Origin of the sequence: Burkholderia sp. Nafp2/4-1b, from assembly GCF_003635165.1 — a bacterium.
Classification (GTDB): domain Bacteria; phylum Pseudomonadota; class Gammaproteobacteria; order Burkholderiales; family Burkholderiaceae; genus Burkholderia.
In genome coordinates, this window is sequence record NZ_ML058602.1 from 200,095 (window position 1) to 223,279 (window position 23,185).

Sequence of the window (23,185 nt, forward strand, 5' to 3'; positions counted from 1 at the left end):
GCCCCTCACCCTTTCGAGCTTTCCGCCCATGACCGCTTCTTCCCCTGCTTTCCCGCTGCCCGGCGCGCACGATCCCGATCACGCCGCGCTCGTCGCGCGCGTGGCCGCGCCTGACGCATCGGTCCGCCGCATCGCACTGCTCGAACTCGCCGATCTCGAGGATCCCGAGCTCGTCCCGACCTTCATTGCGGCACTGCGCGACGATCCGTCCGCCGACGTGCGGGGCGAGGCCGCGCGCGTGCTCGCCGCCTGGGAACAGCCGGAGGTCGTCGACGCGCTGTGCCACGCGCTGCGCGATTGCGACGACGACGTGCGCGCGATCACCGCACAAAGCCTGTCCGAGCTGAAGGATGTCGCGTCCGGCACCGTGCTGTGCCGCTGGGCCGAACGCGCGGAACACGCCGAACCGTTCGTGCTCGGCGCCGTGCTGCGCGGCTTGCGCGAACTGCGCGACCGCGACGCGTTCGGACCGGCGCTGCGCGCGCTCGACGCGCCTGCGTCGGCCGTGCGCGCCGAGGCCGTTGCCGTGCTCGGCTGGCTCAAGGACCCTCGGGCGCTGGCGCCCCTCGCCCGCGTCGCGACGACCGATGCGCAGGCGGACGTGCGACGCATCGCGGTCGGCGCGGTCGGCTTTGCGGCATCGAGCGACACGGCCGTCGTGACCGCGCTGCTCACGGCACTGCGCGACGCCGAATGGCAGGTACGCGAGGAAGCGGCCGCGACGCTCGGCAAGCTGCGCGTCGCGAGCGCACGCGATCCGCTCGTCGCCGCGCTCGACGACGACTACTGGCAGGTGCGCCTGCGTGCGGTGCGCGCGCTCGGGCAATTGCGCGATGCCGCCGCGGCATCGGCCGTCGTCGCGCTGTTGTCGCATGCGATCAGCAACTTGCGCAAGGAGGCGGCGCTTGCACTTGGCGAACTGCGCGATCCGGCGACGCTGCCCGCGCTGCGCGACGCGCTGGAAGATCGCGATCCGGAAGTACGCAAGGCCGTGCGGATCGCCATCGCGCAGATCGACGGTGACGCGCGATGATGGCGCCGACCGAGATCCTGCTCGATCATGCAACCCATGCACTGACGCTGCGCTGGCCGGACGGCGACATGCAGCGCATCGGCTATGCGCGATTGCGCTGCGATTGCCCGTGCGCGGCGTGCCGGAAGATCCGGCTTGAGGGCGGTCGGGTCGACGCGCCATCGGGCCTGACGCTGGACGGCGTCGAAGCAGCCGGTTACGGCATCCGTTTGCTGTTCGGCGACGGACATGCGCGCGGGATCTATCCGTGGACGTATCTGGCAGAATTCGAGAAGGACGGTGCGGATGCGGCCATCGCGTCGCACGTCACCGACGGCAGGGAGCAATAAAGGCGGCTTGCAGCGCTAGGATCAGCCGGAACGGCTTCCCGCACGACGCAAAAAAACGCCCGGCAGGTTCCCCTGCCGGGCGTTCGCATCATCCGATGCCGTGAGCGGCTACCGACGCACGCGCCGGCGCCGGATCACTCCCACTCGATCGTCGCCGGCGGCTTTCCCGAGATGTCGTACACCACCCGGTTGATCCCGCGCACTTCGTTGATGATCCGGTTCGACGCACGGCCCAGCAGCGCGTACGGCAGGTGCGCCCAGTGCGCGGTCATGAAGTCGGTGGTCTGCACCGCGCGCAGCGACGTCACGTAGTCGTACGTGCGGCCATCGCCCATCACGCCGACCGACTTCACCGGCAGGAACACCGCGAACGCCTGGCTCGTCAGGTCGTACCAGGTCTTGCCGACGTCGGCCTCGCCGCACAGGCCCGCTGCCGCATCCTGGGCGGTGGCGGTCGTGCCGCGCAGTTCCTCGATGAAGATCGCATCGGCGCGACGCAGGAGCTCCGCGTATTCGCGCTTCACTTCGCCGAGAATCCGCACGCCGAGGCCCGGACCCGGGAACGGATGGCGGTACACCATCTCCGGCGGCAGGCCGAGCGCGACGCCCAGCTCGCGCACTTCGTCCTTGAACAGGTCGCGCAGCGGCTCGAGCAGCTTCAGGCCGAGCGTTTCCGGCAGGCCGCCGACGTTGTGGTGGCTCTTGATGGTCGTCGCCTTCTTCGTCTTGGTCCCGCCCGATTCGACGACGTCCGGATAGATCGTGCCCTGTGCGAGCCACTTCGCCTTCGACAGCTTCTGCGCTTCAGCCTGGAACACCTCGACGAACTCGCGGCCGATGATCTTGCGCTTCGCTTCCGGATCGGTCACGCCGGCCAGGTGGCCGAGGAACTGCTCGGATGCGTCGACATGCACGACCTTCGCATGCAGGCGGCCTTCGAACATGTCGAGCACCATCTTGCCTTCGTTCAGGCGCAGCAGGCCGTGGTCGACGAACACGCAGGTCAGCTGGTCGCCGATCGCGCGATGGATCAGCGCGGCGGCAACGCTCGAATCGACACCGCCGGACAGGCCGAGAATCACTTCCTCGTCACCGACCTGCTCGCGGATCTTCGCGACGGCTTCCTCGATGTGGTTCTTCATGATCCAGTCGGGCTTTGCGCCGGCGATCTGCAGCACGAAGCGTTCGATGATCTGGCGCCCCTTCACCGTGTGCGTGACTTCCGGATGGAACTGCACCGCATAGTAGCCACGCGCCTCGTCGGCCATGCCGGCGATCGGGCAGCTCGGCGTCGACGCCATCAGCGCGAAGCCCGGCGGCAGCTCGGCAACCTTGTCGCCGTGGCTCATCCAGACCTTCAGCATGCCGTGGCCTTCGGCCGTCGTGAAATCCTCGATGCCGTCGAGCAGGCGCGTATGGCCGTGCGCGCGCATTTCCGCGTAGCCGAATTCGCGATGATCGCTCCACTCGACCTTGCCGCCGAGCTGCACGGCCATCGTCTGCATGCCGTAGCAGATGCCGAGCACCGGCACGCCGAGATCCCACACGGCCTGCGGCGCGCGCAGCTGGTGGTCTTCGTACGTGCTCGCGTGGCTGCCCGACAGGATCACCGCCTTCGGCGCGAACTCGCGGACGAAGTCGTCGGACACGTCGTTCGGGTGGATTTCGCAGTAGACGTGCGCTTCGCGCACGCGGCGCGCGATCAGTTGGGTGACTTGCGAACCGAAGTCGAGAATCAGGATTTTGTCGTGCATGGCTGCGGACGGGATGAAGAGAATAAGAAAAGCAGCGCATGAAGCGCTGCGTCAAAAGCATGGACAGCGGCGTCGGGCGGCCGGCGGCTCGCGCGACGCATCGCCGGTCAATCCTGCGACGGCGGGCGCGCGTCGAACGCGACGCTGCCTGATGCGCGGTCGGACGCGGCCGACGTAGCGGCCGCGGTCGACGCCGAACGCGCCACCGGACGGCTGACGACCGGTTCGACCCGCGGCTGCGGCGCGGAGGCCGGCGCCGGCTCGAGCGGACGCTTCACGCGCTGGCCCTCGAGCGGCTGCGCGCTGTCAGCGCTGCCCGCTCTTTCGCGCCGCCGCACGGCCGCTGCGAGCCGCACGCCGCCAAGACCCAGCAGGATCAGCGCGACACCGGCCACCGCCGACAGCACCCGGCCGGCAGCTGCAAGCGCGGGACCGCTGCCGGTGCCGATCGACCACACGACCGTCAGCACGCCGATCAGCCAGTTCACATGGCCGACCGCCCGTGCGACGGGCGCCGTGAGGTCGCCGTTGAACGCCGCGTGAAACGCGAGCCACGCAAGCCCCAGCAACGCGATGCCGAACGCCTGGCCGAGCATCGCCGGCTGGATGTTCGCCAGCTGCAGCGCGTTGAACAGCGCCTGCCAGGGCGTCAGCACGAACAGCACGCCGAACGCCAGCAGCAGCACGGCGTCGACGACCAGCACGGCTCGCAGCAGCGGTTTCATCGGCGATCAGTCCACGTGATAGTTCGGCGCTTCCTTCGTGATCTGCACGTCGTGCACGTGCGACTCGCGCATGCCTGCCGCGGTGATCTGGACGAATTCGGCCTTGTCGTGCAGCTCGTCGATCGTCTTGCAGCCGCAGTAGCCCATGCTCGCGCGCACACCGCCGACCAGCTGGAACAGGATCGCGTTGACCGAACCCTTGTAAGCGACGCGGCCTTCGATGCCTTCCGGCACGAGCTTGTCGATGTTCGCGGAGTTGTCCTGGAAGTAGCGGTCTGCCGCGCCGTCCTTCATCGCACCGACCGAACCCATGCCGCGATACGACTTGAACTGGCGGCCCTGGTACAGGAACACGTCGCCCGGCGCCTCTTCGGTACCCGCGAACATGCTGCCCATCATCACCGCGTTCGCGCCGGCCGCGAGGGCCTTCGACACGTCGCCCGAGAAACGCACGCCGCCGTCGGCGATGCACGGCACGCCGGTGCCCTTCAGCGCTTCCGCGACGTTCGCGATCGCGCTGATCTGCGGCACGCCGACACCCGCGACGATCCGCGTCGTGCAGATCGAGCCCGGGCCGATACCGACCTTGACGGCGTCCGCGCCGTATTCGACGAGCGCCTTCGCGGCGGCTGCCGTCGCGATGTTGCCGCCGATCACCTCGACGTGCGGGAAGTTCTGCTTGACCCAGCGCACGCGCTCGAGCACGCCCTTGCTGTGGCCGTGCGCGGTATCGACGACGATCACGTCGACGCCGGCCTGCACCAGCAGCTCGACGCGCTCTTCGTTGTCGGGGCCGACGCCGACCGCCGCGCCTGCGCGCAGCTTGCCGTGTTCGTCCTTGCACGCGTCCGGGTGTTCGGTCTGCTTCGTGATGTCCTTGACGGTCATCAGGCCGCGCAGTTCGAACGCGTCGTTGACGACCAGCACGCGCTCGAGGCGGTGGCTGTGCATCAGCGCCTTCGCTTCGGCGAGCGGCGTGCCTTCCTTGACCGTGACGAGACGCTCGCGCGGCGTCATGATCGACTTGACCGGCTCATCGAGACGGGTTTCGAAACGCAGGTCGCGGTTCGTCACGATGCCGACGAGCTGCGGGCCTTCGACGACCGGGAAGCCCGAGATGCCATGCTGGCGCGACAGCGCGATCACGTCGCGCACCTTCATCTGCGGCGGGACCGTGATCGGGTCGCGCACGACGCCCGATTCGAAACGCTTGACCTTCGCGACCTCGCGGGCCTGCTCGGCCGGCGTAAGGTTCTTGTGGACGATACCCACACCACCCTGCTGCGCCATCGCGATCGCGAGGCGACCTTCGGTGACCGTATCCATCGCGGCGGACACGAGCGGCATGTTCAGGGAGATGTTGCGGGTCAGCTTGGTTTTCAGGCTGGTGTCGCGCGGGAGAACGTCGGAAAAGGCGGGAACGAGGAGCACGTCATCGAAAGTGAGTGCTTTTTGGATCAGACGCATGGCAAATCCTATGGGCGCAAAAGCGAATTATACGCGAAGCGCTGCGAATTTTCACAACACGAACAACGGGTTAGCCGTTTCGAAGCGTTCGGGGGCCGAATCGTTCGGATCGCCGTTCGGTTCGTTTTCGATCAACTTTCGTTTCACCCCTGCATCGACCCATTCGCGCAGCCGGCCGGAATCGGGCCGATCGCGGGTCGCGGCAGGACCCCGCCGGGCCCGACCGCGGCGCCGCCAGCGGCCCCGCTCGACGCGTTGAAGGGGGCTCGATACGGGCTCGCGGCGTGCTCGAAGCGTGCACGAAGCGTGCTCGCGGCGGGCTCGCGACGCGCCGCTAGCCCAAGCCGGCCGCGGCGCGCGCGATCATCAGCGCGCCGGCACCGATCGCCACGGCGCCGACGATCCGCCCGACGCGCTCGCCGGCCGGCGCCGGCGCCAGCCGCTCGGCGGCGATCGCCACCGTCACGACGGCCATCACGCGCAGATCCATCATCCCGGCCACGAGTGCGGCGACCATCAGGTTCCCGCAGCAGGCGCCGCACCGCTGCGCGGCACGCACGCCATACCACCACGCGGCTCCGGCTCCGGCTCCGGCTCCGGCTCCGGCGCCGGTGGCCGCGTGCCGTGCATGCCCGTCGTTCGGTACGTGCCGGCAGCAGGCCAGCCGCCGCCTCTTCCAGCCCGAAAGCTGCAGCGCGCCTGCGCCGAGCACGACGACACCGGCGGCAAGCGGCATCGCAGCGGCCAGCGCGGGGAACCGCGTGGCGACGGCCACCCACGCCGTGCCGACGGGGAACAGCAGCCCACCCAGCGCCATCCACACGCAGAAATACCCGGCGCCCGCGACCGCGACGAACCCCGCCGCACGCGGCGCACCCGACCGACCAAGACCCTGCCGATACCGCCACAGCATGGGTGCCAGCACCGGCAGCATCATCGTCACCGTCATCGCGCCCCACATGCCGGCGAATGCGGCGAACGCGCGCCCTGCCCGCCAGCCGCACGGCCTGAGCCATCCGGCCGACAGCGTCCAGCCGCCCGCCATCGGCATCCCGCCCATCGCGTCCATCGAGGCGTGCTGCGCGAGCGTCGCCCACATGGCGGCGGCGAACACCGCGGCCAGCACGGCGCCGAAGGTCCACCGGCCTCGGCCGTCACGCGCAGCGCCGGTCGCCGCCCGTTTCGTCGCCGTGCTCATCGCGCGCCCTCCGCTCGCCGGCCCGCGCTCAACCGTGCGCGTACTCGTCATGACGGCGCCACCACACGCCCGCCTCGTTGCGCCCGAGCGGCGCGCGATCGAGCCACTGGTACATCCCCCACAGCCCGTCGAGCCCGCGCGCGTACGTCGAATACGTGTGATAGACGACGCCGTCCTCGCGCACGAACGCGCTCATGCCCGGCCGGTCGAGCGAATACGTGGCGGCGTCGGTGCCGCACGTCGCCGCGAACTGCGCGACGGCGGCCGGCGGCGGGTCCATGTCCATTGCGTGGCCGGCCCGCGCGTAGTTGTATTCGACATCGCCGCTACGCTGCTGGGCTTCGGTGAACGAAACGTTGAAGTCGAAGTTGAACTCGCCGCCCGCCGACGACGCCCACGGGAAGTGCCAGCCCATGCGCTGCCGGTACGCGAGCAGCTTCGCGAGCGGCGCGCGCGACACCGCCGCGAGCGTCACGTCGTGGTTCGCGAGATGGATCGCAAATCCGTCGAAACCGTCGGCCAGCGCCGAGCACGACGGACAACCGGCCTTGTAGTCGGGGCCGAACATGAAGTGATAGACGAGCAGCTGCGAGCGGCCGCCGAACAGATCGTCGAGCGTCGCCGGGCCGTTCTCGGTATCGAACCGGTAGGCCTTGTCGACGCGCACCCACGGTAGCGCCTGGCGGCGTCGCGCGAGTTCGTCGCTTTGGCGCGTCAAGGTCTTTTCTGCGTCGAGCAGCGCGCGGCGCGCGGCCAGCCATTCGTCGCGGGTGCCGGTGAGATGGTTCGTCATTGCGGGTTCCTCCTTTCGACTGGGATCCGGGCACGGCGCATCGGCCGTGTGCGTGGTGCTAGATTAGGGCCGGGCATCGAACCGGAGGGAGTGACAACTGTGTCGGGATTCGGATGGATTCGCTGATCACGGCCGCCGCGCGTGCGCTCGCGGCGGGCGACCCGCTAGGCGCGCTGAACCGCGTCGCGCTGCGCGACGACGCACCGGCGCTCGCGTTGCGCGGCATCGCGATGGCGCAGCTCGGCGATTTCGAGCGCGCGCGGCTGCTCGTGCGCGGCGCGGCCCGCGCATTCGGCGCGAAGGAAGCCGTCGCGCGGGCGCGCTGCGTCGTCGCGGAAGCCGAGATCGCGCTGGCATCGCGCGATCTCGGCTGGCCGTCGCGTGCGCTCGACGCCGCCTGCGCGACGCTCGACGCGCACGGCGACCGCGCGAACGCCGCGCATGCACGCTATCTCGGCGTGCGCCGGCTGCTGCTGATCGGCCATGTCGACGATGCCGAACGGCGGCTCGCGGGCCTCGATCCCGGGCCGCTGGCGGCCGCGTCGCGCGCGGCCCACGAGCTGATCGCGGCCGGCATCGCGATGCGCCGCATCCGCCCGCACGCGGCACGCGTGGCGCTCGCCCGAGCGCGGGCGGCCGCGCGGGACGCCGGCATCGCCGCGCTCACGGCCGAAGTCGAAACGGCCGCACGCGTGCTCGATACGCCGGCCGCGCGGCTGATCGCGCACGGCACGTCGCGACTCGTGCTGCTCGACGAGGTCGAGGCGCTGCTGGAATCGAACGCGCTCGTCGTCGATGCGTGCCGCTACGCAGTACGCGACGCCCGCACGACCGTGTCGCTCGCGCGCCGCCCGGTGCTGTTCGTGCTCGCGCGCCTGCTCGGCGAGGCGTGGCCCGCCGACGTGTCGCGCAACGCGCTGGTTGCCGCGGCGTTTCGCGCGAAGCACGCGGACGAATCGCATCGCGCCCGCCTGCGCGTCGAGATCGGTCGCTTGCGCGCGATGCTGCGCCCGCTCGCGAACGTCACGGCGACGCCGAGCGGCTTCGCGCTGGAGCCGCTCGGTCAGCGCGAGACCGTCGTGCTCGCGCGACCGGTCGACGACCGCCACGCAGCCGTGCTCGCACTGCTCGCCGACGGCGAGGCGTGGTCGAGTTCGGCGCTCGCGCTCGCGCTCGGCGCGAGCCAGCGCACCGTGCAGCGCGCGCTCGACGCGCTCGCCGCAGCGGGCAAGGTGCAGGCGCTCGGCCGCGGTCGCGCGCGCCGCTGGATGACGCCGCCGCTGCCCGGATTCGCGACCACCTTGTTACTCCCCGCGCCGCTGCCGGGCGGCTAGGATGACTACACCAACGAAGAGGTGACGAACATGAAACGCTCCACCGCAGACATCCTGCGCGAATACGGCCCGTTTCCGGGCGGCGACGGCGTGCACGGCGTCACGTTCGACGGCCGGCACGTGTGGTTCGCATCCGGCGACAAGCTGAACGCGCTCGACCCGGCGAGCGGCACCAGCGTGCGCGCCCTCGACGTCGCCGCGCACGCCGGCACCGCGTTCGACGGCCGTCACCTGTTCCAGATCGTCGAGGACCGCATCGAGAAGATCGATCCCGACTCGGGCCGCGTGCTCGCGACGATTCCCGCACCCGGCGGCGGCGCCGATTCCGGCCTCGCGTGGGCCGAAGGCACGCTGTGGGTCGGCCAGTACAGCGAACGCAAGATTCATCAGGTGGATCCGCAATCGGGCGCCGTGCTGCGCACGATCGAATCGAACCGCTTCGTCACCGGCGTCACGTGGGTCGACGGCGAGCTGTGGCACGGCACCTGGGAAGCCGACGAAAGCGCGCTGCGACGGGTCGACCCGCGCACCGGCCAGGTACTCGAACAGGTCGACATGCCGCCGGGCATCGGTGTGTCGGGGCTGGAATCCGACGGTCGCGACCTCTTCTACTGCGGCGGCGGCAGCAGCGGCAAGCTGCGCGCCGTGCGCCGCCCCGCGCGGGTGTCCGCGGCGGGTGACAGCGCGGCGGCAACCGAGCCGGTCGAGCGCTGATCCGCATGCGGGCCGACGCGCCGCACGATCTCGGCCGCGCGATCGCGCAGGATGCCGAGTTCGGTGCGCCCGATCGTCGACGGGCAAAACACTCAGTGCCGTCGCGATCCATCCGGCCTCTTCGCCGCGAGCGCGCGATGCGCGCACCGTCCATGCCACGGCCGCCGCGCGTTCGTCCTGTATACGGGAATGGATCGCGGCCACCGTCGTCGATCCCCACCCGCGCCCGAGTGCAGGAATGAACAAGACGCGACCGCGCGGCCGTCGCTAACATGCGCGCTCGTCAGTCATTTGTTCGGAGCAGTCGATGCAGCGCGGTGTGGTGTATGGCGTCCTGGCGGGCGCGATGTGGGGAATGGTCTTTCTCGTGCCGCGGCTGTTGACCGACTTCTCGCCGCTGCTGCTGAGCGCAGGCCGCTACGCGATGTACGGCCTCGTATCGCTGGCCGCGGCCCTGCCGGCCGCCCGTTCGCTGCTCGCGCGCCTCACGCGGGAGGACCTCATCGCGCTCGCGCGACTCGCGCTGATCGGCAACGTCGCGTACTACATGCTGCTGTCAGGCGCCGTGCATCTGATCGGCATCGCGCCCAGCTCGCTGATCGTCGGCGTGCTGCCCGTGACCGTCACGCTCGCGGGCCTCGGCGACCACGGCGCGGTGCCGCTGCGGCGCCTCGCCGCTCCGCTCGCGCTGGTGATCGCCGGCATCGTCTGCATCAACGTCGATCTCTTCACGTCGGAAGCCGCGCATGCGACGACGCTCGGCCAGAAGCTCGCCGGCATTGCCTGCGCAAGCGGCGCGCTCGCGAGCTGGACCTGGTACGCGGTCGCGAACGCGCGCTACCTGCAGCGCCACCATCATTTCGGCGGCAACGAGTGGTCGGTACTGTGGGGTGTCGTGACGGGCCTGATCGGCGGCCTCTGTTGGCTCGCGATCCTCGCGCTGCCGGCCGGCATGGTGCAGGCGGCCGTCCCGGCGTCGCGCTGGCAGCTGTTCTGGCTGCTGAACCTCGTGCTCGCGATCGGCGCGTCGTGGCTCGGCAACGGGCTGTGGAATGCCGCGTCGAAGCGGCTGCCGCTCACGCTGTCGGGCCAGCTGATCGTGTTCGAAACCGTGTTCGCGATGCTTTACGCGTTCGTCTACGACCAGCGGATGCCGCGCGCGCTCGAGATCGCGGCGCTCGCGCTGCTGCTGGCGGGCGTGTACGGGTCGGTACGCCGGCACGGCGATACGCATGCGGGCGGCAATCCGCCTGGTAAGGCGGCCACCAACGCGAACGTCACGGCGCACTGAGCACGTGAGAGCGGGCGCGGTCGCGGGCGCGTCTGGTCTGACGAATCGAAACGAAGAAGCGGGCGCGACGCGTCAGCGCGCGTCCTTGTGCATCCACTTGCGGCCCTCGATGGAGCCTGCGCGGCGGGTCTTGTCGACGCGCCGCTGGCGCGCGAGCTTCGGATCGACGATCAACGGGCGATAGATCTCGACGCGGTCGTGATCGACGAGCGGCGCGTCGAGCGACGCAAGCTTGCCGAACACACCGGTTTTCGCGTGCGCGAGGTCGATTTCCGGATGCAGCGCGAGCACGCCGCTCGCATCGATTGCCGCGCGCACGGTCGCGCCTTCGGGCAGCGACACCGGAATCAGCGTCTGGCGATCCGGCAGCGCGTAGCAGACTTCGATCGACAGCATCGCGTCACCCCTTCCCGTAGCGCTGGTCGGCGCGCTTGACGAACGAATCGACGAACGTGTTCGCGATGTGGCTGAACACGGGCCCGATGATCTTTTCGAGCAGGATGCTCGAAAACTCGTAGTGCAGCGCGAATTCGATCTTGCATGCATCGGCGCGCAGCGGGATGAAGCGCCACGAGCCCGTGAACTTCTTGAACGGGCCGTCCGCGAACTCCATGTCGATCCGCGTCGGACGCTGCTGGATGTTGCGCGTCGCGAAGTGCTGCTTGATGCCCTTGAAGTTGATGTCGATGCGCGCTTCCATCCCGCTGTCGTCCTGACGGCGAACCTCGACGCCGCCGCACCAGGGCAGAAAATTGGGGTAATCGGCCACGTCGGTGACGAGGTCGAACATCTGTTCCGCCGAATGACGGATCAATACGGTTTTCTGGACATCTGCCATAAATCGCGCGGCATCGCTTAAAGTAGGAACGCCAAGCCGGGCGATTCCCGCCCCGCTTTGCTAAAATCGTGATTTTAAACGAGTTGGCCCGATCCTTTCATGAGCATCATCGACAACAGGAAAGCGCACTTCGATTATCACATCGAGGAACGCTACGAGGCGGGGCTCGTGCTGGAGGGCTGGGAAGTCAAGGCGCTGCGCGCCGGACGCGGCCAGATCAAGGAAGGCTACGTCGTGGTGAAGAACGCCGAGATCTTCCTGATCGGTACCCACATCAGCCCGCTGCCCGAAGCCTCGACGCACATCAAGCCCGATCCGGTCCGCACGCGCAAGCTGCTGCTGCACCGCGAGGAAATCAAGAAGCTGATCGGCAAGGTCGAGCAGCGCGGCTACACGCTCGTGCCGCTGAACTTCCACTACAAGGGCGGTCGCGTGAAATGCGACATCGCGCTCGCGAAGGGCAAGAAGCTGCACGACAAGCGCGAAACCGAGAAGAAGCGCGACTGGGAACGTGAAAAGGCCCGCATCATGCGCGCCGGCACCTGACCGCCACCCTCGCCTCGCAAACGACACGGCCCGCTCGAAGCGGGCCGTGTTGCTTTGGACTCCCTGAATTGCGCGCGTCGGTCACCGGCTGCGCGACGATTCGCCGCACGACGATGCGCACGCGGCAGCTGCACGCGCCTCGATTTCGGGCTCAGCCCTTCGCGCTGGCCCCCACGCCCGCGTTCTTGACGATCGTCAGCGCCGACGCGATCGCCGTGCCGAGATCCGACAGGTTGGCCGGCACGATCAGCGTGTTGCCCTGCTTCGCGAGATTCGAGAACGCGCCGACATACTGCTCGGCGACTTTCAGGTTCACGGCATCCATCCCGCCTTGCGACTGAATCGCGTTCGCGATCTTCTGGATGGCCTGCGCATTCGCCTCAGCCACCGCCAGAATCGCGGCCGCCTCGCCCTGCGCCTGGTTGATCGCGGCCTGCCGCTCGCCTTCGGACTTCTGGATCGCCGCCTCACGCGCGCCCGATGCGAGGTTGATCTGCTCCTGCTTGCGGCCTTCGGACGCGGCGATCAACGCGCGCTTCTCCCGCTCGGCGGTGATCTGCGCCTGCATCGCGTGCAGGATTTCCTTCGGCGGCGTGAGGTCCTTGATCTCGTAGCGCAGCACTTTCACGCCCCAGTTCGCCGCGGCGTCGTCAAGCGCCGACACGATGCTGTGGTTGATGAAATCGCGCTCCTCGAAGGTCTTGTCGAGCTCGAGCTTGCCGATCACCGAGCGCAGCATCGTCTGCGACAGCTGCGTGATGGCGAGCACGAAGTTGCTCGACCCGTACGACGCCTTCATTGGATCCATCACCTGGAAATACAGCACGCCGTCGACCTGCAGCTGCGTGTTGTCGCGCGTGATGCAGACCTGGCTCGGCACGTCGAGCGGAATTTCCTTCAGCACGTGCCGGTACGCGATGCGATCGACGAATGGCAGCACGATATTGAGACCGGGCGACAGCGTCGCGTGATAGCGACCGAAGCGTTCGAGCACCCACGCATGCTGCTGCGGCACGATCTTCACCGTCTTCGACACGATCACGATGGCGATGACGAGCAGGACGACCCAGATGATCAGCGAATCCATGAAATATTCCCTCCTTGTTGTTGTATCAGCGGACGATCAGCCCGCGGGTTTCGCCACGACCACGAGGCAACTACCGCGCACGGCACGCACCTGATATACGCGCGCATCGTCGCGCTCGCCGGTCGCGAGCTCGACGTCCCAGTCCGCGCCGCGATACTGCACGCGCGCGCGGCCGTCATGCCACGCATCGACCGTGACGGTCGCGCCGATATCGAGATTGACGTCGGGATTCGTCGACGTGTCGCGTTTCTGCTTGCGCCCGAGCCCCGAGCGGCGCAGCACGATCATCGCGACGATCGCGACCACGGCGGCCGCGCCGAACTGCACGTGCGGCGCGAATCCGGCGAGCTGCAACAGCGCGCCCGCGAGAAAGCCGAGCGCGATCATCAACAGATAGAACGTGCCGGTCAGCAGTTCGGCCACGACCAGCACGCCGACTCCGACCCACCAGAACAGATGCCCCGACATCATTGTGGTCTCCCGAAAAAGCTTCCCCGCTGCTCACTATATGCGTTGCGCTCGCTTCCGTGGGCAGCGTTCACTGCCCGCGAGCGGACGGTCGGCACGCGCGGCGCGGCACGTACCGACAAAAAAAAACACCCCGGCGCTTACCGGGGTGTTTATAGCATGAACCTTGCATTTTGCCTTCAACGAAAGCGCGCCGGGGTGCCCTTTCGTCGGAGATGCACGACTGACCGTTACCGACCGTTACTTCCGGTTGGCAAGCGCCTGCCACGTATCGATGATCGTGTCCGGGTTCAGCGAGATCGACACGATGCCTTCGTCGGTCAGCCATTGTGCGAAGTCCGGGTGATCGGACGGGCCCTGGCCGCAGATACCGACGTACTTGCCCATGCGGCGGCAGGTTTCGATCGCACGCTTGAGCAGGAACTTGACCGCCGGGTCACGTTCGTCGAAGTCGACGGCCAGCAATTCCATGCCCGAGTCGCGGTCGAGGCCGAGCGTGAGCTGCGTGAGGTCGTTCGAACCGATCGAGAAACCGTCGAAGTGCTCGAGGAACTCTTCGGCGAGGATCGCGTTGGTCGGGACTTCGCACATCATCACGAGGCGCAGGCCGTTCTCGCCGCGCTTCAGGCCGAACTTCTCGAGCAGCCCGACGACGCGCTCCGCCTGCTTCACGGTACGCACGAACGGCACCATGATTTCGACGTTGGTCAGGCCCATCTCGTCGCGCACGCGCTTCAGTGCACGGCACTCCATCTCGAATGCCTGCGCGAAGTCTTCAGCGATGTAACGCGACGCGCCGCGGAAGCCCAGCATCGGGTTTTCCTCGTCCGGCTCGTAGCGCGAACCGCCGATCAGCTTCTTGTACTCGTTCGACTTGAAGTCGGACAGACGCACGATCACGGGCTTCGGATAGAACGCCGCGGCAATCGTCGCGACGCCTTCCGTCAGCTTGTCGACGTAGAACTGGCGCGGCGACGCGTGACCGCGCGCGACGCTCTCGACCGCCTTCTTCAGGTCCTGGTCGATGTTCGGGTACTCGAGGATCGCCTTCGGGTGCACGCCGATGTTGTTGTTGATGATGAACTCGAGACGCGCGAGGCCAACACCACCGTTCGGCAGTTGCGAGAAGTCGAACGCGAGCTGCGGGTTACCGACGTTCATCATGATCTTGACCGGGATTTCCGGCAGTTCGCCGCGCTGCACTTCCGTGACTTCCGTCTCGAGCAGCCCGTCGTAGATCTTGCCTTCGTCGCCTTCCGCGCACGACACGGTGACGAGCGCGCCATCCTTCAGGATGTCGGTCGCATCGCCGCAACCGACCACTGCCGGCACGCCGAGCTCGCGCGCGATGATCGCCGCGTGGCACGTGCGGCCGCCACGGTTCGTGACGATCGCCGCCGCACGCTTCATCACCGGCTCCCAGTTCGGGTCGGTCATGTCGGCCACCAGCACGTCGCCCGGCTGCACGCGTTCCATTTCCGACGGATCCTGGATCACGCGCACGGGGCCCGCGCCGATCTTCTGGCCGATCGCGCGGCCCGTTGCCAGCACCTGCGACTGACCCTTCAGCTTGAAGCGCTGCTCGGCCTTGCCGCTCGCCTGGCTCTTCACCGTTTCCGGACGCGCCTGCAGGATGAAGATCTTGCCGTCGCGGCCGTCCTTGCCCCACTCGATGTCCATCGGACGCTGGTAGTGCTTCTCGATGATGACCGCGTACTTCGCGAGCTCGATCACGTCTTCGTCGGTGATCGAGTAGCGGTTGCGCTGCTCGTGCGACACGTCGACCGTCTTCACGCGGCCCGGCTCGCCCGGCTGCGTGAATTCCATCTTGATCAGCTTCGAGCCGATCGAGCGGCGGATGATCGGGTACTTGTCCTGCGCGAGCGTCGTCTTGAACACGTAGAACTCGTCCGGGTTCACGGCGCCCTGCACGACGGTTTCGCCCAGGCCGTAGCTCGACGTGATGAACACGGCGTCCTTGAAGCCCGATTCGGTGTCGATCGTGAACATCACGCCGGCCGCGCCGACGTCCGAGCGGACCATGCGCTGCACGCCGGCCGACAGCGCGACTTCGGCGTGCGTGAAGCCCTTGTGCACGCGATACGAGATCGCGCGGTCGTTGTACAGCGACGCGAACACGTGCTTCATGCGGTCGAGCACGTCGTCGATGCCGACGACGTTCAGATACGACTCCTGTTGACCGGCGAACGAAGCGTCGGGCAGGTCTTCCGCGGTTGCGGACGAACGCACGGCGAACGACAGCTCGCTCGGCGAGCCGCTCTTCAGGATTTCGAACTGTGCGCGGATTTCCTGCTCGAGGCGTGCCTGCAGCGGCGCGTCGACGATCCATTTACGGATTTCGGCACCGGCTTCGGCGAGCGCCTTCACGTCGTCGATGTCGAGCGACTCGAGACGCTTGGCGATCCGATCGGTCAGATCGTTGTGCTTGAGGAAATCGCGGAATGCGAGCGCGGTCGTGGCGAAACCGGTGGGTACGCGAACGCCTGCTTCGGAAAGCTGGCTGATCATCTCGCCGAGCGACGCATTCTTGCCGCCCACGATCTCCACATCGGTCATCCGCAACTGCTCGAACGGGATTACATACGCCTGGTCCTTTGCGACGTTTGCTGCGTTAGTCATACAAGCCCCTAAGTGTGAAAAAAATGCTCGGCTGCGCAAGTGGGCTCGGACGCGGGCGCTTGCAAAAAGGCGCGGCGCGTCTTGCGCAACCTGTTGGAGAAACAATCGCGGCGGCCGGAAATCATCCGACCCGATTTGCAAAAATCCCGGCAGAAGGACGATATATTCGGACAAATCGTCGAACTTGCCGGGAGTTTTCGCACGACCGCGGCACGCGTGGGACACCGTTCGCGCCCCGCCCCGCAATTGCTTATCCAACAGGTTGTCGCTATTCTACCGTGCCGGCTGCCGGATGTGGCGCGACCTTGTCACTGCGTCTGGAGGCGGCCCTCCAGCCGCCCGCGCAACCGCCCTTCACGCTCGACGTCCAGATTCATGCTGCCTACCGTATTCATCGTCTCCGACGGCACCGGGATCACTGCCGAAACCTTCGCGCACTCGATCCTCTCCCAGTTCGACCAGAAATTCCGCCTCGTGCGCGTGCCGTTCGTCGACTCGCTCGACAAGGCCTTCGCGACCGTCGAGAAGATCAACGACGCCGCGGTGCACGACGGCCGCCGCGCGATCGTGTTCACGACGCTCGTCGACAGCGAGTCGAACGACATCGTCAAGCGCTCGAACGCGCTCGTGCTGGACATGTTCCAGCGCTTCGTCGAGCCGCTCGAGCAGGAACTGGAACTGAAGTCGAGCCACGCGATGGGCCGCGGCCACCAGAACGCCGACACCGAGGAATACAAGACGCGAATCGAGGCGATCAACTTCTCGCTCGCGCACGACGACGGCCAGTCGAACCGCAACCTGTCGGAAGCCGACGTGATCCTGGTCGGCGTGTCGCGCAGCGGCAAGACGCCGACGAGCCTGTATCTCGCGATGCAGTACGGTGTGAAGGCGGCAAACTATCCGCTGATTCCGGAAGACTTCGAGCGCGGCAAGCTGCCGTCGGCGCTGTCGCCTTACAGCGAGAAGCTGTTCGGGCTGTCGATCGACCCGCAGCGCCTGTCCGAGATCCGCAACGAGCGCCGTCCCGGCAGCAAGTACGCAGCGCCGGAGAACTGCCGCTACGAGATCAACGAGGCTGAAGCGATGATGCGCCGCGAAGGGATCAAGTGGCTGTCGTCGACGCACAAGTCGATCGAGGAGATCGCAACGACGATCCTGCAGGAAATCCGGCTCGACCGGCAGTCGTACTGACGCTTTGCCCGCCGGGGCGGCCTCTGCGCCACCGGGCCGTCGCCAGAAACGAAAAGGCCGCGTCGAACGCGGCTTTTTTCATGGTCCGGGGAGATCGGCGGATAACGCGGTGCGCCCCGCCGCGACGTCACGTGCGCCGCTGCTGCCGCACCTGCTCGAACAGGCACACGGCCGCCGCCGCGGCGACGTTCAGCGATTCCATGCCGCCCGGCTGCGGGATCGTCACGCGATGCGTCGCGGCATCGCGCCAGAACGCCGACACGCCGGCGCCCTCGTTGCCGAACACCCACGCAACCGGCCCGGCCAGGTCGCAATCGTAGACCGCCTGCGCACCGTGCGAATCGGTCAGCGCGACCGGCACGTCGAGCCGTTCGGCGAGCGCGCCGGGCTCGACATCCTCGTGGATCGACAGCAGGAAATGCGCGCCCATCCCGGAGCGCAGCACCTTCGACGACCATGCATACGCGGTGCCCGGCGCGCAGAACACGTGCCGCACACCGGCCGCCGCCGCGCTGCGCAGGATCGAACCGACGTTGCCGGCATCCTGCACGCCGTCGAGCACGACCGACGTATGCGCGACACGCTCGGGCAGCGGCTGCACGGGCCGGTCGACGAGCAACAGGAAACCGACGCCGCTGACCACGTTCGACAGTTGCCCGAACAGCGCATCGGGCAGCGTGACGACCCGGTGCGCGTCGATGCGCGCGAGGAGCGCCTGCGCTTCCGCGTGCGCGAGCGCGCCTTCGGTCGCCACGCACAGCTCGGGAGTCGCGCCCGTATCGAGATACGCGCCGGCGAGATGGAAACCTTCGAGCAGCGCGTTGCCGCCGCGGCGCTGCTGGGACGTCGAACCCGCGAGCGCCTTCAGGCGCTTGTACAGCGGGTTGTCGCGGGAAGTGATGCTCTTCATCGAATCAGGTCAAGCGCCGCGCGCACGGGCGCGAACGAGCGCCGATGCGCTTCGCACGGGCCGTGCTCGCGCAGCGCGGCAAGATGTTTCTCGGTGCCGTAGCCCGCATGCACGTTGAAGCCGTACACCGGGAAGCGTTCGTGCAGCTCGACGAGCATGCGGTCGCGCGAGACCTTCGCGAGAATCGACGCGGCCGAGATGCTCGGCACGAGCGCGTCGCCGCTGACGATCGCCTCGGCACGCACCGTCAGCGTCGGGCAGCGGTTGCCGTCGATCTGCGCGAGCGTCGGCAGCAGCGACAGGCCTTCGACGGCCCGCTTCATCGCGAGCATCGTCGCGTGCAGGATATTGAGCGTGTCGATCTCGTCGACGCCGGCCGATGCGACGCAATACGCACGCGAGCGCGCGACGATCAGCTCGTACAACGCGTCGCGCTTTTTCGCGGACAGCGCCTTCGAATCGTCGAGCCCGTCGATCGGCTGGGCGGGATCGAGGATCACCGCGGCGGCAACCACGGGCCCCGCGAGCGGGCCGCGGCCCGCTTCGTCGACGCCGCAGACGATCTCGTCGGGCCGGTTGAAGTCGAAACCGCCCTGCACGTCGGTCGACTCGCGGCGGCGTGGCGCGCGGGCCGTCGTCATGCGCGCCCCCTGCGTTGCTCGAGCACGCGCACGACTGCTTCGGCGGCCTTCTCGGCCGTGTTCTGCCGCAGCGACAGATGCATTTCGGTGAAGACTTCAGTCAGCGTGCGGCGGTTCGCGTCGTCGCGCAGCTGCGTGAGCGTCGCATCGGCGAGCGCCTCGGGCGTCGCGAAATGTTGCAGCAGCTCGGGCACGACGAAGCGCCCGGCCAGGATGTTCGGCAGGCCGACGTACGGCAGATAGCCCTGCCGGCGCATGATCTGCCCGGTCAGCCAGGGCACCTTGTACGAGATCACCATCGGCTTCTTCAGCAGCGCCGCTTCCAGCGTGACGGTGCCGCTCTTCACGAGGATCGCGTCAGCGGCCGTCATCGCGACCTGCGAGCGGCCGTCGGTGATCGTCAACGCGAGTTGCGGATGCGCGTCGACGAGCGGCTGCAGCAGCTCGCGCAGCGCCGGCGTCGCCGCCGGCATCACGAACCGCACGCCGGGCTCGCGCTGCTGCATCAGCGCCATCGCCGCGAAGAACGTCGGGCCGATCAGCGCGATCTCCGAGCGCCGGCTGCCCGGCAGCACCGCGATCACCGGGCCGTCTGCGGGCAGGCCGAGCGCGATGCGCGCGCCGTGCGTATCGGGCTCGAGCGGGATCTCGTCGGCGAGCGGATGGCCGACATACGTCGACGCGACGCCCGCCTTGTCGAGGATCGCCGGTTCGAACGGGAACAGGCACAGCATGTGGTCGACGGACTTCGCGATCTTCTTGATCCGCCCGCCGCGCCACGCCCAGATCGACGGACACACGAAGTGGATCGACGGGATGCCCGCGTCGCGCGCGGCCTGCTCCACGTTGAAGTTGAAGTCGGGCGCGTCGACGCCGATGAATGCGTCCGGCCGCTCCGCGAGCAGCTGACGCTTGAGCTCGCCGCGAATCCGCAGGATCTCGGGAATCTGGCCCAGCGCCTCGACGTAGCCGCGCACGGTCAGCTTGTCCATCTGCCAGTGCGAGTCGAAGCCATGCGCGAGCATCCGCTGCCCGCCGATCCCGTAGTAGTGGGTCGACGCGGGCAGCCGCGCCTGAAGCCCGCCGAGCAGCGACGCCGCGAGCAGGTCGCCCGACGGCTCGCCGGCCACCATCGCGAGCCGGAGCTGATTGGTCGGGAGCGACATCGCTTAGCGGATGATGCCGCGTTGGGACGCGTCGATGAACTCGACGAACGCGGTGACCGCTGCGTCGCCTTCGCCGCCCGCGGCCGCCAGCTCGCGCAACTGCACCTTCGCTTCCTCGAGCGACAGGCCGTTCTTGTACAGCAGGCGGTACGCGCTGCGCAGCGCGGAAATCGCGTCGGGCGAGAAACCGCGCCGGCGCAGGCCTTCGACGTTGATGCCGTGCGGCTCGGCCTTGTTGCCGGCTGCGATCACGAACGGCGGCACGTCCTGTACGAGCGCCGATGCGCCGCCCAGCATCGAGTGCGCGCCGATGCGCACGAACTGGTGCACGCCCGACATCCCGCCGACGATCGCGAAGTCGCCGATCTCGACGTGGCCGGCCATCTGCGCGTTGCTCGACAGGATCACGTTGTTGCCGACGCGGCAGTCATGACCGATATGCACGTAGGCCATGATCCAGTTGTCGTCGCCGAGCGTCGTCACGCCGACGTCCTGCACCGTGCCGGTGTGGATCGTCGTGAATTCGCGGATCGTGTTGCGGTTGCCGATCACGAGCTTCGTCGGCTCGTCCTTGTACTTCATGTCCTGCGGACGGCCGCCGACCGACGCGTAATGGCCGATGCGGTTGTCCTCGCCGAGCGTCGTGTGACCTTCGATCACGCTGTGCGAACCGATCGTCGTGCGCGCGCCGATCGTGACGTGCGGCCCGACGATCGCGTACGGCCCGATCTCGACGGACTCGTCGATCTGCGCGCCCGGTTCGACGATCGCGGTAGGATGAATCCTGGTCATGCGCCGTTGCCTCTCGATGTGATGTGTCGCGTTGCTCGCGTTACGTTGCCCATGCTTGCCGCGTCGCTCAGGGCGCCGCGTCGGCCGTCTTGACCGTGCACATCAGTTCGGCTTCCGCAGCCACCTTGCCGTCCACTTCCGCCACCGCCTTGAACTTCCAGATGCCGCGGATGTAGCGTTCGAACGTCACGTTCAGAATCAGCTGGTCGCCCGGTTCGACCACGCGCTTGAAGCGCGCGCCGTCGATGCCGACGAAGTAGTACAGCGTGTTTTCCGGATCCTTCGGCTGCTCTTCCGCGAAGGTCAGCAGCGCGGCCGCCTGAGCGAGCGCCTCGAGGATCAGCACGCCCGGCATCACCGGCCGCTTCGGGAAGTGCCCCTGGAAGAACGGCTCGTTGATCGACACGTTCTTCAGCGCTTTGATGCCCTTGTGCGGCTCGAGTTCGAGCACGCGATCGACGAGCAGAATCGGATAGCGATGCGGCAGCAGCGTGAGGATCTTGTGGATGTCGAGATTGATTTTTTCAGTGCTCATGATGGTTCGTCTCACGCAGAGGCTGCGCGGTGGTGATGCAAAGGCTGAAGCGGGCCGCCGCGCGGCCCAGTCTGGCAAACCGGGCCGGTTGCGCTGGCCGTGCCCGGTTCGTGGTCTCGCATGGTGGCGGTCAGGCGTCCGTGCCGCCCTGGGCGGCCAGCGCGGTTTCGAGCGCCTTGATGCGGTCGCGCAGCTTGTCGAGGTTGCGCACGAGCGCGGCGCTCTTGTTCCATTCGCCGTGGTCGACGGCCGGGAATGCGCTCGTGTAGATGCCGGCCTTCGGCAGCGACTTCGACACGCCGGATTTCGCGGTGATGATGACGTAGTCGCCGAGCGTCACGTGGCCGGCAATGCCCGCCGCGCCGCCGATCATGCAGTGGCGGCCGATCGTCGTGCTGCCCGCGATGCCCGCGCTGCCGGCGATCACCGTATAGGCGCCGATCCGGCAGTTGTGGCCGATCTGGACCTGGTTGTCGATCTTCACGCATTCCTCGATGACGGTGTCCGCCATCGCGCCGCGATCGATCGTCGTGTTCGCGCCGATCTCGACGTCCGGGCCGATCGACACGCCGCCGACCTGCGGGATCTTGACCCAGCTGCCGGTTCGCGCGTCGCCGTCGCCGACGAAATCCGGCGCGAAGCCGAAGCCGTCGGAGCCGATCACCGCACCGGAGTGGATGATCGCGCGCGGGCCGATCTTGCAGCCGTGGTACACGGATGCGTTCGGATACAGGTGCGAGCCCGCACCGATCGTCGTGCCGCGGCCGACGAACACGTTCGCGTCGAGCTGCACGCCGTCCTCGATCACCGCGCCGGCGTCGACCGTCACGTGCGGGCCGATCACCGCGGTCGCGGCGACCTGCGCGGCCGGATCGATCGTCGCGCTCGGATGCACGCCGGCCGCGCGCGGCGGCGTGGCGAGATCGATGAACATCTGCGCGACACGCGCGAAGTACGCGTACGGATTCGGCGTCACGATGAAGCTGCGACCGTTGGCGGCCGCGCCCAGCTTTTCGAGATCCTTCGGCGCGATCAGCACCGCGCCGGCGCGGGTCGTCTCGACCTGCGACAGGTACTTCGGGTTCGCGAGAAACGCGAGTTGCTGAGGGCCTGCCTGGTCGAGCGGCGCGAGGCCGCTCACCGTGCACTGGGCGTCGCCGACGATCTCGCCGCCGAACCGCTTTACGAGTGCCTCAAGCGTCAATGCCATACGTCATCTGCTCCGTTCAGTTCGTCGAGCCGGACGCGAGCGCCTTGAGCACCTTGTCGGTGATGTCGATGCGCGGGCTGACGTACACGGCTTCCTGCACGATCAGGTCGTAATTCTGCTGCTCGGCAATCTGCTTGATGACCCTGTTCGCCCGCTCCAGCACCGCCGCGAGTTCTTCGTTGCGACGCTGGTTCAGGTCTTCGCGAAATTCGCGCTGCTTGCGCTGGAAGTCGGTGTCGAGCTGCGCGAGATCACGCTGCTTCTGTGCGCGATCGGCTGCCGACAGCGACGCGCCGTTCTTGTCCAGCGAATCCGACATCGACTTCAGGCGCGCCGCGAGGTCCTGCAGATCCTTGTCGCGCTTCGCAAACTCGGCTTCGAGCTTCGTCTGCGCCGCCTTGGCGGGCGCCGACTCGCGCAGGATCCGATCCGAATTGACCGCCGCGATGCGGGCGACGTCCTGAGCGTGTGCCGTCGCCGCGCCCAAGGCCAGCGCAACGGTCAGCGCACACATCACTCGTTT

General features: G+C 67.8%; 24 protein-coding genes. 7 read left to right on the forward strand and 17 right to left on the reverse strand.

Going from position 1 to position 23,185, the window contains the following annotated elements; all coding sequences use genetic code 11:
- Window positions 1-28 precede the first annotated feature (28 nt).
- Entirely contained in the window at window positions 29-1,033 is a 1,005-nt protein-coding gene (locus C7H84_RS12025) for a HEAT repeat domain-containing protein (protein ID WP_121859011.1), read from the forward strand.
- The gene (locus C7H84_RS12030; protein ID WP_121859012.1) at window positions 1,030-1,362 is read left to right on the forward strand and encodes a gamma-butyrobetaine hydroxylase-like domain-containing protein; all 333 of its coding nucleotides are present in this window, start codon (window positions 1,030-1,032) and stop codon (window positions 1,360-1,362) included. The genes C7H84_RS12025 and C7H84_RS12030 overlap by 4 nt, the downstream gene beginning before the upstream one ends.
- 134 nt (window positions 1,363-1,496) lie before the next feature.
- Here the strand turns inward: C7H84_RS12030 and guaA are convergent, their stop codons facing one another.
- From guaA to C7H84_RS12055, 5 genes are all read right to left on the reverse strand, one after another.
- Window positions 1,497-3,116 (reverse strand): glutamine-hydrolyzing GMP synthase, encoded by a 1,620-nt coding sequence (guaA, locus tag C7H84_RS12035; RefSeq protein WP_121859013.1) that lies wholly within the window; start codon window positions 3,114-3,116, stop codon window positions 1,497-1,499.
- Between the two features lie 107 nt (window positions 3,117-3,223).
- On the reverse strand, window positions 3,224-3,841 hold the full coding sequence (locus tag C7H84_RS12040) for a hypothetical protein (protein WP_121859014.1): 618 nt from the start codon (window positions 3,839-3,841) through the stop codon (window positions 3,224-3,226).
- Between the two features lie 6 nt (window positions 3,842-3,847).
- Entirely contained in the window at window positions 3,848-5,308 is a 1,461-nt protein-coding gene (guaB, locus tag C7H84_RS12045; RefSeq protein ID WP_121859015.1) for an IMP dehydrogenase, read from the reverse strand.
- Window positions 5,309-5,642: 334 nt separating this feature from the next.
- Window positions 5,643-6,506, reverse strand: coding sequence for a DUF2182 domain-containing protein (locus C7H84_RS12050; protein WP_121859016.1), 864 nt, complete (start codon window positions 6,504-6,506; stop codon window positions 5,643-5,645).
- A 28-nt stretch (window positions 6,507-6,534) separates the two neighbouring features.
- Window positions 6,535-7,299 (reverse strand): DUF899 domain-containing protein, encoded by a 765-nt coding sequence (locus C7H84_RS12055; RefSeq protein WP_121859017.1) that lies wholly within the window; start codon window positions 7,297-7,299, stop codon window positions 6,535-6,537.
- A 113-nt stretch (window positions 7,300-7,412) separates the two neighbouring features.
- On the opposite strand from C7H84_RS12055, the gene C7H84_RS12060 reads away from it, so the two are divergent.
- From C7H84_RS12060 to C7H84_RS12070, 3 genes are all read left to right on the forward strand, one after another.
- Complete coding sequence (locus tag C7H84_RS12060; protein ID WP_121859018.1) at window positions 7,413-8,633, forward strand: helix-turn-helix domain-containing protein; 1,221 nt, start codon at window positions 7,413-7,415, stop codon at window positions 8,631-8,633.
- Between the two features lie 30 nt (window positions 8,634-8,663).
- A complete protein-coding gene (locus C7H84_RS12065; protein ID WP_121859042.1) occupies window positions 8,664-9,347 on the forward strand; it encodes a glutaminyl-peptide cyclotransferase in 684 nt (227 codons plus the stop codon).
- 307 nt (window positions 9,348-9,654) lie between these two features.
- Complete coding sequence (locus C7H84_RS12070; protein ID WP_121859019.1) at window positions 9,655-10,638, forward strand: DMT family transporter; 984 nt, start codon at window positions 9,655-9,657, stop codon at window positions 10,636-10,638.
- Between the two features lie 72 nt (window positions 10,639-10,710).
- Here C7H84_RS12070 and C7H84_RS12075 read toward each other — a convergent pair whose 3' ends face one another.
- Window positions 10,711-11,034: an RnfH family protein gene (locus C7H84_RS12075; protein WP_121859020.1), complete on the reverse strand. Its 324-nt coding sequence runs from the start codon at window positions 11,032-11,034 to the stop codon at window positions 10,711-10,713.
- Between the two features lie 4 nt (window positions 11,035-11,038).
- Entirely contained in the window at window positions 11,039-11,476 is a 438-nt protein-coding gene (locus C7H84_RS12080; RefSeq protein ID WP_121859021.1) for a type II toxin-antitoxin system RatA family toxin, read from the reverse strand.
- Window positions 11,477-11,575: 99 nt separating this feature from the next.
- Between C7H84_RS12080 and smpB the strand changes: the two genes are divergently transcribed.
- Window positions 11,576-12,022, forward strand: coding sequence for an SsrA-binding protein SmpB (gene smpB, locus C7H84_RS12085; protein ID WP_006478511.1), 447 nt, complete (start codon window positions 11,576-11,578; stop codon window positions 12,020-12,022).
- Window positions 12,023-12,173: 151 nt separating this feature from the next.
- On the opposite strand, the gene C7H84_RS12090 is transcribed toward smpB, so the two are convergent.
- The 3 genes from C7H84_RS12090 to ppsA form a co-directional block, all read right to left on the reverse strand.
- The gene (locus C7H84_RS12090; protein WP_121859022.1) at window positions 12,174-13,109 is read right to left on the reverse strand and encodes an SPFH domain-containing protein; all 936 of its coding nucleotides are present in this window, start codon (window positions 13,107-13,109) and stop codon (window positions 12,174-12,176) included.
- A gap of 36 nt (window positions 13,110-13,145) precedes the next feature.
- The gene (locus C7H84_RS12095; protein WP_121859023.1) at window positions 13,146-13,580 is read right to left on the reverse strand and encodes an NfeD family protein; all 435 of its coding nucleotides are present in this window, start codon (window positions 13,578-13,580) and stop codon (window positions 13,146-13,148) included.
- A gap of 237 nt (window positions 13,581-13,817) precedes the next feature.
- Window positions 13,818-16,217: a phosphoenolpyruvate synthase gene (gene ppsA / locus C7H84_RS12100; RefSeq protein ID WP_121859024.1), complete on the reverse strand. Its 2,400-nt coding sequence runs from the start codon at window positions 16,215-16,217 to the stop codon at window positions 13,818-13,820.
- Between the two features lie 375 nt (window positions 16,218-16,592).
- Between ppsA and C7H84_RS12110 the strand changes: the two genes are divergently transcribed.
- A complete protein-coding gene (locus C7H84_RS12110) occupies window positions 16,593-17,408 on the forward strand; it encodes a pyruvate, water dikinase regulatory protein (protein WP_121859025.1) in 816 nt (271 codons plus the stop codon).
- A 127-nt stretch (window positions 17,409-17,535) separates the two neighbouring features.
- Here the strand turns inward: C7H84_RS12110 and C7H84_RS12115 are convergent, their stop codons facing one another.
- The 7 genes from C7H84_RS12115 to C7H84_RS12145 form a co-directional block, all read right to left on the reverse strand.
- Entirely contained in the window at window positions 17,536-18,318 is a 783-nt protein-coding gene (locus C7H84_RS12115; RefSeq protein ID WP_121859026.1) for an RNA methyltransferase, read from the reverse strand.
- A complete protein-coding gene (gene rnhB / locus C7H84_RS12120) occupies window positions 18,315-18,959 on the reverse strand; it encodes a ribonuclease HII (RefSeq protein ID WP_121859027.1) in 645 nt (214 codons plus the stop codon). Before rnhB ends, C7H84_RS12115 begins: the two co-directional genes overlap by 4 nt.
- Window positions 18,956-20,125, reverse strand: a complete 1,170-nt coding sequence (gene lpxB / locus C7H84_RS12125) for a lipid-A-disaccharide synthase (protein WP_121859028.1) — start codon at window positions 20,123-20,125, stop codon at window positions 18,956-18,958. The genes rnhB and lpxB overlap by 4 nt, the downstream gene beginning before the upstream one ends.
- A 3-nt stretch (window positions 20,126-20,128) precedes the next feature.
- On the reverse strand, window positions 20,129-20,917 hold the full coding sequence (gene lpxA / locus C7H84_RS12130; RefSeq protein ID WP_121859029.1) for an acyl-ACP--UDP-N-acetylglucosamine O-acyltransferase: 789 nt from the start codon (window positions 20,915-20,917) through the stop codon (window positions 20,129-20,131).
- Window positions 20,918-20,984: 67 nt separating this feature from the next.
- Window positions 20,985-21,452, reverse strand: a complete 468-nt coding sequence (gene fabZ / locus C7H84_RS12135; protein WP_006495559.1) for a 3-hydroxyacyl-ACP dehydratase FabZ — start codon at window positions 21,450-21,452, stop codon at window positions 20,985-20,987.
- A 130-nt stretch (window positions 21,453-21,582) separates the two neighbouring features.
- On the reverse strand, window positions 21,583-22,662 hold the full coding sequence (lpxD, locus tag C7H84_RS12140) for a UDP-3-O-(3-hydroxymyristoyl)glucosamine N-acyltransferase (protein ID WP_121859030.1): 1,080 nt from the start codon (window positions 22,660-22,662) through the stop codon (window positions 21,583-21,585).
- Between the two features lie 16 nt (window positions 22,663-22,678).
- On the reverse strand, window positions 22,679-23,176 hold the full coding sequence (locus tag C7H84_RS12145) for an OmpH family outer membrane protein (protein ID WP_205611421.1): 498 nt from the start codon (window positions 23,174-23,176) through the stop codon (window positions 22,679-22,681).
- Window positions 23,177-23,185 lie beyond the last annotated feature (9 nt).